Source organism: Candidatus Accumulibacter sp. ACC012, from assembly GCF_907163155.1.
Lineage (GTDB): Bacteria > Pseudomonadota > Gammaproteobacteria > Burkholderiales > Rhodocyclaceae > Accumulibacter > Accumulibacter delftensis.
Genome location: NZ_CAJQUC010000019.1, coordinates 26,933 through 41,281, shown reverse-complemented (window position 1 = coordinate 41,281; position 14,349 = coordinate 26,933). Strand labels below are relative to the sequence as shown.

Sequence of the window (14,349 nt, the reverse complement as noted above, 5' to 3'; positions counted from 1 at the left end):
CACGCGCACCGCCTACTTTGACTGACTCGGCGTACGACGACTCTCGTGACCTCAACGACGCGAACCGCCCGTGCGGACCCGCATGCCTGATGATGTCGGACCGCTCGGGCAGGAAACGGGCCGACCCTAGCCCGGTTGCACGTGGCGAATTCTCAGCGACCCTGCAATCGTTGTAATGCCTGCTGAGCAGCCGGGTAATTCTTATCCAATGTCAGGGCCTTTTCGAATGCCACCGCTGCTTCCTGAGGTTTGCCCATTTCCTGTAATACCACGCCCAAGTGATAGAACACCGAAGCAGGCACGTGTTGTAGACGAGTGGCTCGTTGCAAGGACAGCTCGGCGTCCTTTAAATTGCCTCGCGCACGATAAACCCAGGCGAGGGTGTCATGGTAGTCGGCGATATCTGGCGACAGTTGCACCGCCTTTTTGGCCCACACCTCAGCCTGTTCGAGGTTTTTTCCATTTTCTGTTTCCATCCAGGCGAGGTTGTTGTAGGCGGCTGACAGCTTGAGATCAAGCTTGATGGCCGCCAGATAGGATTTCTTGGCCTCCTCGTACTGGCCTAACTGTTGCTGAATAATCCCCTGCTTCAGCCATGCGGTAACCAGGTCGGGCTGAGCAAGAACAGCGGCGGAATAGTCTGCCAGGGCTTTGTCCGGGCTGCGACGTGCTTGCTGAATGTCGCCACGCAATTCCAAAGCGTCGGCCAGTGTCGGCTGGATTGTCAGGGCGCGCTCAAGCAAGATCAGGGCTTCATCCAGTTCCTTCTGTTGCAGGCTCAAACGCGCCAACGCCAGCAGTGGTAGCGGATTAGCTGGCGCCAGACGGGCGGATGTTTCCAAAGCAGCCCGCGCCTTGGTCAAGTCGCCCACACGCATCAGAGTTACCCCATAGGCGTAATTTGCGCCGGCGTGATTTGGGTCAATGTCCAGCACCTGTCCGTACAGGGATAAGGCCGCACTCGGCTTGCCAAGCACTGTGGCATAGAGATCGGCCAGATCCATGCGCGGCCTGATCAGTTTCGGATCCAGTTCAGCCGCTTTTTTCAACGCTTTCTCGGCCTCTGGATACTTCTTCTGCACAGCCAGCAGGCGGCCCAGCGAGGCCTGCGCATTAGCGTTGTCCGGTGCGGCTTTGACGGCCTGTTTGATCAGCTTGGCGGCCAACTCCGGATGCTGTCTCTGGTGGGCAATTTCCGCCAGGCCGAGAAGCGAGTTGGCATGGTCAGGCTGCTTCTTGAGAGCACGATTGAAGGCGAGTTCCGCACCCTCGGTGTCGTTTGCCGCCAGCTTTTTGATGCCTTCCGCATAGTCCTGGTCTGCCGGCGAGGCGGTCTGGTCCGCAGGGAGGGTCAGGCGCGGGGCAGAGCCAAGTGCCTGCGGAGTGGCATTCGCCAGACAGGAAAAAAGCGACGAGACGAGCAGGAGAATCAGCGGCCGAATGAATATCATGATTGAAAGCCCGTAAAAAGAAAAACCCACCGCAGCATCTTACGCCACGGTGGGTTTTCCTTCAACGAGCGCTTACCTGCCTCGCCCGCACTGCTACATTGTCGAGAGTGCTATCGATCAGGCTTTCCGGCGGCGGGAAAATCCCAGACCGGCAAGGCCCAGACCCAACAGCGCAAAAGTGGCTGGTTCAGGAACGTCGCAGGGAGGTTGTCCCGGCAGGCCGCACTCAATAGGTTTACCGCCTACGCCCGCGAAACCGAAGATGAATGTGGGTGCATCATCATCGGCACTGCCTCCGCTATTGCTCTGCCCAAGCGAATACAGCTCAATGCTTTCAGCGGCGATGGCAGCGATGGCTGCGGCTTTTCCGCCCGCGGCACCGTAGAAAATATCAAATTCGTACGTTTCGCCATCGGCGATGGAGCCGAAGTTGAAACGGAAGTAGGCGCCATGGTCCGATGGCCCGAATGCTTCACAGTCCGAGTCATGGCAGCCGTAACCGCTGTCGGAATAGGGCGCGAGCGGATTGGCGGTGTTGAACCCGTTGGCGCCTGATTCCTCGAGCAGCGTGGTAGTGGCGGTTCCCTTGATGGTCACAAATTCACTGAACTCGGTCGGCGGGACGTCCCAGTCCATGACGCGTACGTACTTGACGTCGGAGACCGCAGCACCGGTCGTGTTGGTGATCGTGACGTGATCGCGGAACAATGCGCCCGGCGCATTGGTTGAAGGTTGATAGGCTTGCTTGACGACAAGTCCGGGCAGGCTGGTGAGGCTGGTGGTGGTGGTGACCGTGCTGCCTGTAACAGCGGTTGCAGCGCCGAAGGTCAGGTTGTTGGGCCCAGAATCAGTGGTAACGTTGGCATAGCCGCTATCCGTGCCATTCACCGATACCCCCCAGCCTTCGCAAAAACAGCCGGGCGAGGTGGCGTCACGCCAGTCCGACGCGGTAGCGCTGCCAAACTGATAGGCCAAACCAGTCACACTAGAATTCACAACGATGTTGGGCGTAGTGTTCAGCGAACCATCATCATTGACCCCCAGCGCGACGGCGGCGGTAGCGGCAGAGCCGGTGTTGTAAATGACGGTACCGGCCTGGGCCGCACCGGCGGCGAGAAGCAGCGCGGCAGCAATGGCGCTTGTCTTGAACATGTTTTTCATTTTGGTCTCCAGGGAAGAAAGGTAGAACGGCGATCGACTTTGATTGGGGAGCTACGCCAGATACAAAGCATGATCTGTGCCACATTTATTACTACACAACAAAACAATAACTTAAGAACTTAAGGGAGGTCTTTACGCGGGGGGAGTGTAAAAAAGGTCGACACACTCGCGATCAAGGACAGGGAATTCAAGGGCCTCAACCAGAGCAACCGTGCTCAGCTTTGATTTGGGTCCTTGTCGTTTCGTGAGCGTTGAGGGCGCGGTCAAGGACGGGCAGCCGCCCGGCGAATCGAACCTTGGTAGCGTCAGAAACGCCACTACAATCAATGATTTGTGGCTGGTTGCGATCTTTCGCGCCTCCACCAGCGCGCAAGCGCGTCGCCGCGGCTCTTCCCTGCTTACCGCGTCAGCGCCATGAACAGCTCCGGCAGACGCTCCGGCAGACGCTCGATGTTGTCGATCACCGTATACCGGCGGCCAAAGATGTCCCCGACGTAGTCGTCGGCCTTGCGGTCGAGGTTGATGCAGTAGCTGAAAATGCCTTGCTGGTCGAGTTCCTCGACCGACTTGCGGGCATCCTCGATCAACAGGCGCTCGTCATGGACGTCGACGTCGGCGGGCTGGCCGTCGGTGAGCAGCAGCAGCAGTTTCTTGTCGGCTTTCTGCGCCGCCAGGTAGTGTGCAGCGTGGCGCATGGCGGCGCCCATGCGCGTCGAATAACCGGCCTGCATCGCTGCCAGGCGGGCCTTGACGACATCGCCCCAGCGCTCGCTGTAGCCTTTCAGGTGCAGGTAGCGGACGTCGTGGCGGCTGTCGGAGTGAAAACCGGCGATGGCAAAAGGGTCGCCGAGTTGCTCGATCGACCAGGCGAGCAAGGACACCGCCTCCTGACTCAATTCGAGAATGCTCTGCTCGCCGCCGCTGGCGCCGACCTTGACCTTGTCGGCCAGCGACTGCGAGAGGTCGAGCAGAACCATTACCGCCAGGTTGCGACCGTCTGTGCGGTGGCTCATGTTGATACGCGGGTCGGGGCTGGCGCCGCCCTTGAAGTCGATCAGCGAACGCAGGGCGACATCGAGGTCGAGTTCGCTGCCCTCTTCCTGGTAGCGGATGCGGACCTTGTCCTGCGGCTTGAGGATGTCCAGCAGACGCTTCAGGCGCCGAGCCAGGACGGCGTGTTTTTCAAGCAGGCGATCGATCTTGCTGGCCTCGCCGGCGGGGTGCAGCGATTCGTAGAGGCTGACCCAGTCCGGCCGGTAGCTCTGGCTCTGGTAGTCCCACTCGGGATAGTGGCGCGGCGGCAGGCGATCGACATCGGCGGCGGCTGTCGTCGGACGCTGTTCGTCGAACATTTCCTCGTCGTCGCTGAGTTCGTGGAAGCGCCACAGGTGGCGGTTGTCGTCGCGATAGCCGACCTCGCTGTCGGCGAAATGGATATTGGCCAGCTGGTCGCTCTGGCGGCGGGTGCGGGCGATGTAGGCCAGAGCCAGCTCGGCGATTGCTTCGCTGCCGGATTCGCCCTGGGCCATCGTCTCGTGGAAGTGACGCACGAACTTCAGCAGTTCGGCGTCCTGGTAGCCATGTTCGGCATCGAGCAGCGCGCGCGAGAGCATGCTCAGGCGATGCCGCAGGCAGGAGGTGGTTTCGGGGTCGCAGGCGCCGGCGCGCGGCGTCGGGTGCAGGGCCAGGAAGATGCGGCGCATGCCGGGGTAGGCGCGCATGACCAGCGTCTCGATGCGGCTGTCTTCGAAAACCTCGATCGCCAGGCGCTGCATCGGGCTGCAGTTGTCGGCGAACATCGGCGTGCTCCAGCGGCGATGGCCGGCAATGTGGGCCAGGGTTGCGCGGTAGCGGTCGATGCCGGAAACGCCGTGCGCATCGTCAAGGACGTCCGGCAGGCGGATGCCCGAAGCGTCGTAATACGGCAGCGGTCGCTGCTGCGGTTCGTCGGGATCGGCCGGATACGGCACCAGTTGCGTGCTGTCGCCCCACAGCCCGCGCAGGTAGAGGTCGAGCAGGCGCTCCTTGTCGACCAGCAGCGTGCCGCGGCGCTCGCGCTGCAGCACGGCGCGGCTGTCCGCCGACTTGAGGCTGAAGTAGTCGCGTTGCCGCTCGGGATGATTCGGGTAGTTGCGGATGCCGTAATCGACCCAGTTGCGCAGCCCGGAGATCGACAACTGATTGAGCAGGGTCGGGGCCTGCGCAAGGAAATCGGGCAGGCCGGGGCTGGCGAAAGTTTGATGAATGCCGTGGATCGAACCTGTGGTGCGCGCGGTGAACTCCTGCGTCAGGTCCAGGTAGCGCTGCAGCTGCTGGCGCGACGGCAGCCGCCGGGCGACGGCGGCCAGGCTCTGCAGGAAGGGGGTTATTGCCTTGGCATTCGGTGATTTCCAGAGCGCATGCATGCTGGCGGTAACCGCCGGCAAGGCCGCTTCGCCGACCAGCTTGGCAATCGGCGGCCACTCCTCGAGGAATGCCAGTAGCGGCTCGACGCCGCGGCCCATGCCGCCGAGGAAGCGCGCCGTATCGAGATAGCCGGCGACGCCTTCGGCCGAGAGGACGGCCAGCGCTTCGCGCATGCAGTCTTCGAAGACTTCGCCGACCTGCGGGAAGCCGCAGGCGAGCTGCTCGCGGTAGCCGCGCAGGCGCTCGTCCCAGGAAGGGGCGGCGGTATCGTCGGGAGGGGTCATTGCCTGAACCTCTACTCGGCAAGCGCACTCAGGTGAAAGTGGCGTCGATCGCGTGGTCCAGCGTGTCGCGAATGTCGCGATCGTCGGTGATCGGGCGCACCAGCGCCATGCGACAGGCATCGACGGGAGCGACACCGCCCTTGATCAGGGTTGCAGCATAGACCAACAGGCGCGTTGAAACCCCTTCGTCGAGGCCGTGCCCCTTGAGGCGCCTTGCCGCGGCGCCGATACTTACCAGCTGCGCAGCGGTCGCTGCGTCGATACCGCTTTCGCTGGCCAGGATGGCGATCTCCAGCGCCGCATCGGGGTAGTCGAACTCGAAAGCAGTGAAGCGCTGCTTGGTCGACTGCTTGAGGTCCTTCATCAGGCTCTGGTAGCCGGGGTTGTAGGAGATCACCAGCTGAAAGTCGGCATGCGCGCGCAGCAACTCGCCCTTCTTGTCGAGCGGCAGGGTGCGCCGATGGTCGGTCAGGGGGTGGATGACGACCGTCGTGTCCTGGCGCGCTTCGACGACTTCGTCGAGATAGCAGATGGCACCAATGCGCGCCGCGGTGGTCAGCGGTCCGTCGAGCCAGCGCGTGCCGTTGGCTTCGAGCAGGTAGCGCCCGACCAGGTCGGACGCGGTCATGTCTTCGTTGCAGGCGACGGTGATCAACGGCCGTTCGAGCTTCCAGGCCATGTATTCGATGAAACGCGATTTGCCGCAACCGGTCGGCCCCTTGACCATCACCGGCAGACGCGCCGCGTAAGCCGCTTCGTAGAGTGCGACTTCCCTGCCCTGCGGTTGATAGAAAGGCTCGTCGCGAACCTTGAACTGCTCCTTGTCGGTCATGGCCTGTTCCTGTTCCTGTGGCTATCGCTGTTCTGAAATCGGTCGGTCGGCCGGCCGGCGGTGAGTTGATGAGCGACGGGTCCGCAAATGCAGCCACCTTAGTCCCCGCCCTGCCCGCCGCACCTGCTTGTGTCTGCTGCATTCTTGATGAGACTTTTCGGCAACCGCTCCCCCCTTTCCCCACTCACCGTCATTGCGAGGAGGCGAAGCCGACGCGGCAATCCAGAGGTATGGCTTTTCGCGTTGCCAATGGGTCAATGCGGCGAGAAAGTGAGACGATGGAACTGGATTGCCGCGTCGGCTGCGCCTCCTCGCAATGACGTGCGGGCTGGTGTGGCGCCGCATTCCGCATCCCGCATTCCTTGCTTCCCATTCCTTGCTTCCCATTCCCCATTCGCCATTCCCATGCAGACTTTCAGGAAGCCTGCCCGCGGCGCGCGATTTCTACATTAGCGATGGGCGGCGAGTTTGTCGCGCCAGCCGGGATAGAGAGTATCGGCGTCGCCCGGGAAGGACGCAAAAGCACGCGCAAATTCCTGGTGCTCGCGAGCCCATTCGATCGGGTCGGCGCCGGCTTGCCAGCACTCGTAGGCCTGGCGCAGTGAAATCGCGCCGGCGGCGGGGCTGTCGATGTGGCCGTAGGAACCGCCCCCCGAGGTGTTGATGACGTTGCCGTGGCCGAGGTTGGCGAAGAAGCCGGGCAGGCGCAGGGCGTTCATGCCGCCGGAGATGATTGGCGTCGTCGGCTTCATGCCGTACCACTTCTGGAAATAGGCCGGGCCCTGATATTCGTCGCGTTCGATGATGTAGGCGATCGCCCGGTCGTCGGCCGTGCCTTCCATCTTGCCGTAGCCCATGGTGCCGACGTGAATTCCCGAGGCACCCTGCAGACGTGCCATCTTGGCCAGCACGTAGGCATCGTAGCCGCGCTTCGAGCTTGGCGAGGTGACCGCGCCGTGCCCGGCGCGGTGGTAATGCAGGTACTGGTTGGGGTACTGGCGGCGAGCGGTGGTGACCATGCCCGGACCGCCGACATAGCCGTCAACCAGGAACGCGACCTTGTCGGCGTCGGGCCCGAAAGTTTCGAGGATGTAGTCGGCACGGGCGCACATTTCGTAGTGATCGTCGGCGGTGATGTTGGCCGAGAACAGTTTCGCCTGCCCGGTCTCGTCCTGCGCCCGCTTCATCGCGTCAGCGACCAGCGGCATGACTTTCTTCATCGGCGCGAACACCTGGTTGCCCTGCGGCTCGTCGTTCTTGATGAAGTCACCGCCGAGCCAGAACTGGTAGGCGGCCTTGGCGAAGGGTTCGGGGCGCAGCCCTAGCTTGGGCTTGATGATCGTCCCGGCAATGTAGCCACCGTCCTTTAGCGGGCGACCGAGGATCCGCCACATGTCGGAAATGTCCTTGGCCGGACCGTCGAACAACTGCAGCGCGCGCTCGGGCACGTAGAAGTCATAAATCTTGGCGTGCTCGATGTCACCCATGCCCTGATTGTTGCCGATCACCAGGGTCAGGAAGGAAACGATCATCATCCGTCCGTCGGTGACGTTGCGATCGAAAAGGTCGACCGGATAGGCGATGCGCATCTCTTCGCTGGCTTCGTCGATCAGGTAGACCAGGGCATCGACACCGCGGGTGAAATCGTCGGTGGTACACACCTCGACGTTGGTGCCGGTGGACGACTCGGCGGCGAAATGTGCAGCCGCCTGCAGATAGTCGTAACCGGCCTTGGGCTTCATCTTGTAAGCCACCAGGATATGCTTGCCGCCACTGATCAGCTCGTCTTCCCTGAGGCTGAGGTCGGCGTAACGATTCGATTGGTCCATGCTTGTCTCCGTGTCGAGTAATGGTGAAGGGCAACTTGCCGCAGGTGACGACCGACCACTCCCAGTCCGGGCCAAACTGCGCAAAGGCGCGGTTGAAGGCCAGGCGGTGAGCGTCGCGTTCCGTCTCGGCGAGTGCCCCGTCAACGTCGAAAATGAGCGCCTGCCGCTTGACCGTTTGCCGCCGCGCCGCGCGGAAGAGGAGGCTGCTGCTCATGGGGCGTTCGGCCGGCGGGTTGTGCATTCGGGTCGCCTGGCGTCGTTCAATGCTGGCCAGTGTAGGCGGCGCAATAGATAATTAAAAGTTAAACTTTTTTCTGTTTATGGTTAGCTTTTACTATTCAAAAGAGAGCAGCGTAAGAGCAATGCCTATCTGTAGTGACAAGCAGACCCCTCCTCGCGCTGCGTCACAAGGGGAGGTGGCAATGCCCGCTGTTTTGGCGGATAATTTGCCCATGCTACCCATCGCCCCACTCCTGATCGGTTAATTATCGTGCCTCTTGCATCCAGCGACCTGACCAACGTCATCCGTGCACTTGCCATGGATGCGGTGCAGCAAGCCAACTCCGGCCACCCTGGCATGCCCATGGGAATGGCCGAAATAGCCGAAGTACTCTGGCGTCGCCACCTGCGACACAACCCGGGCAATCCCCACTGGCCAGACCGCGACCGTTTCGTCCTTTCCAACGGTCACGGCTCAATGCTGCTCTACGTGTTGCTGCATCTCACCGGCTACGACGTCTCCATTGACGACCTGAAGAACTTCCGTCAGTTTCGCTCGAAGACGCCCGGACACCCGGAAGTGGGTCATACCCCCGGAGTGGAAACAACAACCGGGCCGCTCGGCCAGGGTCTCGCCAACGCCGTCGGCATGGCCATTGCGGAGAAGGTTCTGGCCGCCGATTTCAATCGTTCCGGTCACGCCATCGTCGACCACTCGACCTACGTATTCCTTGGTGACGGTTGCCTGATGGAGGGCGTTTCACACGAAGCCTGCTCGCTGGCAGGCACCCTCGGACTGGGCAAGCTGATCGCCCTCTACGACGACAACGGCATCTCCATCGACGGCCATGTCGAAGGCTGGTTTACCGACGACACCCCGCAACGCTTCGCCGCTTACGGCTGGCAGGTCATCGCCGCCGTCGACGGACACGACAGCGACGCCGTCGACCAGGCACTGCTCGCGGCACGCGCCGAGCGCGAGCGCCCGACGCTGATCTGCTGCAAGACACGCATTGGCGAAGGTTCGCCAAACAAGGTGGGTAGCCACGACGTTCATGGCGCGCCGCTCGGCAGCGCGGAGATCGCCGCCACGCGCGCACATCTCGGCTGGCAACACGCGCCCTTCGCAGTCCCCGCAGCCGTCTATGAGAGCTGGGACGGCCGCGTCCGCGGCCAGGCCTTCGAGAACAACTGGCAGGCGAGCTTTGCGGCCTATCAGGCCGCTTTCCCGGAATTGGCCGCCGAGTTTTTGCGCCGCATGCGCGGCGAGCTACCGGCCGACTGGAACATCTGCTGCGCACAAGCCTTGGCCGAGGTCGCGGCCAAGGCCGAAAACATCGCCACCCGCAAGGCGTCGCAGAACGCGATCAGTGCCTTCGCGCCGCAGCTACCCGAACTGCTTGGCGGTTCGGCCGACCTTGCCGGCTCGAACCTGACGCTGTGGAAAGGCTCGCAGGGCATCAGCCGAACCCGGGGCGGCAACTACCTCTATTACGGGGTGCGTGAATTCGGCATGACCGCAATCGCCAACGGCCTCGCCCTGCACGGCGGCCTGATCCCGTACACCGCGACCTTCCTGGTCTTCTCGGACTACGCGCGCAACGCGATCCGCATGGCGGCGCTGATGAAGCTGCGCCAGATCATGGTCTACACGCACGATTCGATCGGCCTCGGCGAAGATGGCCCGACCCACCAGCCGGTCGAGCACATCGCCAGTTTACGCCTGATCCCCAACCTTGACGTCTGGCGCCCGGCCGACGCCAGCGAAACGATGGTCGCCTGGATCGCCGCTCTCGAACGTGCTGACGGCCCGACAGTTCTGGCGCTCTCGCGGCAGAATCTGCCGACGCTCAGCACCGGCATCGCGCCCGACATGATTCGCCGTGGCGCTTATGTTCTGGCAGACTGCGCGAACCCGCAGGCGCTACTGATCGCCACCGGCTCGGAGATCAAGCTGGCACTCGACGCACGCCAGGCGCTCGCCGACGAGGGCGTCGCCGTGCGCGTCGTCTCGATGCCTTGCGCCGAGGTCTTCGACCGCCAGGACCGGGCGTACCAGGAAGCAGTTTTGCCGCGCGCGCTACCGCGCGTGGCCATCGAAGCGGGCGTGAGCAATTTCTGGCGCAAGTACGTCGGACTTGACGGCGCCGTTATCGGCATCGATCGTTTTGGAGAGTCGGCACCCGCAGGCCAGGTGTTCGACTTTTTCGGTTTCACGGTGACCAATGTGGTCACGACCGTGAAATCAGTGTTGTAATTTCTCAAGGAGACCGTTTCATGACCATCAAAGTAGGGATCAATGGCTTTGGCCGTATCGGACGGATGGTGTTTCGCGCTGCTGTGCAAGATTTTTCGAACGAGATCGAAATCGTCGGTATCAACGACCTGCTCGAACCCGATTACCTGGCGTACATGCTCAAGTATGATTCCGTGCATCGTCGTTTCCAGGGCACGGTTGCGGTGGATGGCAATTCGCTGATCGTCAATGGCAAGAAAGTCCGCCTGACCGCAGTCAAGGATCCGGCCGAGCTGAAGTGGGACGAAGTTGGTGCGGACATCGTGGTTGATGCAACCGGTCTTTTCCTGACCACCGAGTCGTGCCAGAAGCACATCGCCGCCGGCGCCAAGAAAGTCATCCAGAGCGCACCGAGCAAGGACGACACGCCGATGTTCGTGTTTGGCGTCAATGACAGCACCTATGCCGGCCAGACGATCATTTCGAACGCTTCCTGCACCACCAACTGCCTGGCCCCGGTGGCCAAGGTGTTGAACGACAACTGGGGCATCAAGCGTGGCCTGATGACCACGGTTCATGCGGCAACCGCGACCCAGAAAACCGTTGATGGTCCGTCCAACAAGGACTGGCGTGGCGGCCGCGGCATCCTCGAGAACATCATTCCGTCCTCGACCGGTGCTGCCAAAGCCGTCGGCAAAGTCATTCCCGAGCTCAACAAGAAACTCACCGGCATGGCCTTCCGCGTGCCGACGTCGGACGTCTCGGTCGTTGACCTGACCGTCGAGCTGAACAAGGACGCCACCTACGAGGAGATCTGCGCAGCGATGAAGGCGGCCTCGGAAGGCCCGATGAAGGGCGTTCTCGGTTACACCACCGACAAAGTGGTGGCCACCGATTTCCGCGGCGAGACCTGCACCTCGGTCTTTGACGCGGATGCCGGCATGGCGCTTGACGGCACCTTCGTCAAGGTCGTCTCGTGGTACGACAACGAGTGGGGTTATTCCTGCAAGGTGCTGGAAATGATCAAGGTCATGGCCCGCTAAACTGCCGTTCAGGGGCGCCTTCGGGCGCCCCTCGTGTTTTCTTCCCTTCTCTTTCCCCGCTTCCTCGATCGACGCTTTCCTGTGCTTGTGCTTTTTCAGTGCAGGTTTTTTGCGCCACTTCGGCGCTTGATGGATCTGCTCGGTGCAGCCCTGACCCTGCAGCCGTCGTCTTCGCCGTCGCCGTCGATCGCCGACAAGATCAGAAATCCTCGTTGAACCTGATGATGCCCATCGCTGTCCCACGCAGCGGCAGGAAAGCCTGCTCGTGCCCCTGGTCAGCGCCCTGAAACAGGCCCCAGACAAAACCACTGTCTGTACAAGAATAATAGGAAGCTCATGCCCCGCGATACCAAGATCGTCGCCACCCTCGGTCCGGCCTCGTCGGATCCCGATATACTCGAACGAATGATCCGCGCCGGCGTCGACGTCGTGCGCCTCAATTTTTCCCACGGCAAACCGGCGGATCATGTTGCGCGTGCGCAACTGGTTCGCGAAGTAGCCGCCCGCGTCGGACGCCCGGTAGGCATCCTCGCCGATCTGCAAGGCCCGAAGATCCGTGTCGGCAAGTTCGCCGAGGGCAAGATCCGGCTGGAGCAAGGCGCGCCCTTCATCCTCGACGCCAAGTGCGAGTTGGGCAATTCCGAACGCGTCGGCCTCGACTACAAAGACCTGACGCGCGACGTCTCACCTGGCAGCGTCCTCCTGCTCGATGACGGTCGCATCGTGCTTGACGTGCAGCGCGTGCTCGGCTCCGAGATTTTCACGGTTGTTCGCCATGGCGGCGACTTGTCCGACAACAAGGGTATCAACCAGCAGGGAGGTGGCCTTTCGGCACCCGCACTGACCGCCAAGGATATGGAGGATATCCGCACGGCGGCCGCCATCGACGTTGACTATGTAGCCATCTCGTTTCCCAAGAGTGCGGCCGACATGTACATGGCCAAGCAACTGATCCATGCCGCGAACGGACATGCGCAGACCATTGCCAAGATCGAACGCCTCGAAGCCGTGGCCGCACTCGCCGAGATCATCGCCGCTTCGGACGGGATCATGGTCGCCCGCGGCGACCTCGCTGTCGAAGTCGGCGACGCCGCCGTACCTGCGCTGCAGAAGCGCATGATCCACATGGCACGCGAGAACAACAAGCTGGTGATTACCGCTACGCAGATGATGGAGTCGATGATTGTCTCGCCGAACCCGACCCGTGCCGAAGTCTCTGACGTCGCCAACGCCGTTCTCGACGGCACCGACGCGGTGATGCTCTCGGCTGAAACCGCTGCCGGCAGGTATCCGGTGGAGACTGTTGAAGCGATGGCGCGAATCTGCCTGGAGGCCGAAAAATCCTCGGAAGTGACTCTCGAGCGTGAGTTCCTCAATCGAGTTTTCACGCGCATCGACCAAACGATTTCGCTGGCCGCCATCTGGGCGGCTCACCACCTCAAGGTCAAGGCCATCGCCGCGCTCACCGATTCCGGTTCGACGGCTCTCTGGATGAGCCGCCTGAACTGTGGTGTGCCGATCTACGCGCTGACGCCGCGGGCTGAGGCGGTAACCAAGATGAGTCTCTATCGGGCCGTTTCCCCGGTACACATGAGCCATCAGCCAAGCTCCCGCGATGAACTGCTCGACGCGGCGGAGCAACAGTTGATCAAGGAGGGCGTGGTCGAAAAGGGAGACTTCATCGTCATCACAGCCGGTGAGCCGATGGGCAATAGCGGCGGCACCAATACGATGAAGATTGTTCGCGTCGGCGAAAAGAAGGGTCCCGCGGCCTGAGCGGAAGGCGTGCCGCAGAACCCGTCACGGAAATCGCCCGGGCCGTTCCGGTTGGCGAAACGCGGCGGACCGACGCCGCGCTCGTGGCAGCCAGGATGTGTCCTATAATCCCAACGCTCGACTTTCGCACTGGCGACGACCCATTTCCTAACCGGATCAGCAACGTGACCGATGCCCTCTTTGAATCGACGATCAAGAGCCTGCCCCTGCTAGGCCGCGGCAAGGTGCGCGACATTTACGCCGTCGGCGACGACAAGCTGCTGATCGTCACCAGCGATCGCCTCTCGGCCTTCGACGTCATCCTGCCCGACCCGATTCCCGGCAAGGGCCGACTGCTCACCCAGCTGGCCTGCTTCTGGTTTGAAAAACTTGCGGCCATCGTCCCCAACCAGATGACCGGGATCGACCCGGAAAGCGTGGTCGCGGACGACGAGCGCGCCCAGGTCCGTGGCCGCTCACTGGTCGTCAAGCGCTTGCGGCCACTACCGATCGAGGCCGTCGTGCGCGGTTATCTGATCGGTTCGGGGTGGAAGGATTACCAGGCCACTGGGGCCGTCTGCGGCATCCCGCTGCCGCCGGGGCTGTGCCTCGCCAGCCGCTTGCCGGAGCCGATCTTCACGCCGGCGACGAAAGCCGCCATCGGCGATCATGACGAGAACGTGTCGTTCGAGCGCGCGCAAGCCGACTGTGCGAGCGCGCTCGCCGACCTCCTTGCCGTCGCCGGCAAGAGCGGCGCCGAGATTGCCACGCAGACACGCGCCGTGGCGATCGCACTTTACACCGCCGCCGCCGAGCATGCTGCTACGCGCGGCATCATCATTGCCGACACCAAATTCGAGTTCGGCCTCGATGCTGCCGGCACGCTACACCTGATCGACGAAGTACTGACTCCGGACTCGTCACGCTTCTGGCCAGCCGATGACTACCGCGAGGGCAGCAATCCGCCCTCCTACGACAAGCAGTACATCCGCGACTATCTGGAAACACTGCCCTGGAACAAGCAGGCACCCGGCCCAAGCTTGCCACTGGCGGTGATCGCCGGAACGCGTGCCAAGTACGCCGAGGCCTTGCAGTGCCTCACCGGAGAGAAGCCTGTCCAGTGACCGCCGCGC

9 protein-coding genes and 1 pseudogene are annotated in these 14,349 nt (G+C 62.2%); 4 read left to right on the top strand and 6 right to left on the bottom strand.

The window, feature by feature from the left end; genetic code table 11:
* Positions 1–152: 152 nt before the first annotated feature.
* The 6 genes and pseudogenes from QZ648_RS18160 to QZ648_RS18135 all read right to left on the bottom strand — a co-directional run.
* On the bottom strand, positions 153–1,481 hold the full coding sequence (locus QZ648_RS18160; RefSeq protein WP_291997891.1) for a tetratricopeptide repeat protein: 1,329 nt from the start codon (positions 1,479–1,481) through the stop codon (positions 153–155).
* A gap of 87 nt (positions 1,482–1,568) precedes the next feature.
* Complete coding sequence (locus QZ648_RS18155; protein WP_248595234.1) at positions 1,569–2,612, bottom strand: PEP-CTERM sorting domain-containing protein; 1,044 nt, start codon at positions 2,610–2,612, stop codon at positions 1,569–1,571.
* A 398-nt stretch (positions 2,613–3,010) separates the two neighbouring features.
* Positions 3,011–5,302 carry a VWA domain-containing protein gene (locus tag QZ648_RS18150; RefSeq protein WP_291997890.1) on the bottom strand — a complete coding sequence of 764 codons (2,292 nt, stop codon included), beginning with the start codon at positions 5,300–5,302 and terminating at the stop codon, positions 3,011–3,013.
* Between the two features lie 28 nt (positions 5,303–5,330).
* Positions 5,331–6,134, bottom strand: a complete 804-nt coding sequence (locus QZ648_RS18145) for a CbbQ/NirQ/NorQ/GpvN family protein (RefSeq protein ID WP_291997889.1) — start codon at positions 6,132–6,134, stop codon at positions 5,331–5,333.
* A gap of 449 nt (positions 6,135–6,583) precedes the next feature.
* Positions 6,584–7,963 carry a ribulose-bisphosphate carboxylase gene (locus QZ648_RS18140; protein ID WP_291997888.1) on the bottom strand — a complete coding sequence of 460 codons (1,380 nt, stop codon included), beginning with the start codon at positions 7,961–7,963 and terminating at the stop codon, positions 6,584–6,586.
* A 31-nt stretch (positions 7,964–7,994) separates the two neighbouring features.
* Positions 7,995–8,177 (bottom strand): annotated as a pseudogene (locus QZ648_RS18135) (hypothetical protein); the annotation flags it as partial.
* A 276-nt stretch (positions 8,178–8,453) separates the two neighbouring features.
* Between QZ648_RS18135 and tkt the strand changes: the two are divergent.
* From tkt to QZ648_RS18115, 4 genes are all read left to right on the top strand, one after another.
* Positions 8,454–10,439 (top strand): transketolase, encoded by a 1,986-nt coding sequence (gene tkt / locus QZ648_RS18130; RefSeq protein WP_291997887.1) that lies wholly within the window; start codon positions 8,454–8,456, stop codon positions 10,437–10,439.
* Between the two features lie 20 nt (positions 10,440–10,459).
* Entirely contained in the window at positions 10,460–11,461 is a 1,002-nt protein-coding gene (gene gap / locus QZ648_RS18125) for a type I glyceraldehyde-3-phosphate dehydrogenase (RefSeq protein WP_169065482.1), read from the top strand.
* Between the two features lie 336 nt (positions 11,462–11,797).
* Positions 11,798–13,237, top strand: a complete 1,440-nt coding sequence (gene pyk, locus QZ648_RS18120; RefSeq protein ID WP_291997886.1) for a pyruvate kinase — start codon at positions 11,798–11,800, stop codon at positions 13,235–13,237.
* Positions 13,238–13,401: 164 nt separating this feature from the next.
* Positions 13,402–14,340 (top strand): phosphoribosylaminoimidazolesuccinocarboxamide synthase, encoded by a 939-nt coding sequence (locus QZ648_RS18115; RefSeq protein WP_169065484.1) that lies wholly within the window; start codon positions 13,402–13,404, stop codon positions 14,338–14,340.
* The last annotated feature ends 9 nt before the right edge of the window (positions 14,341–14,349 follow it).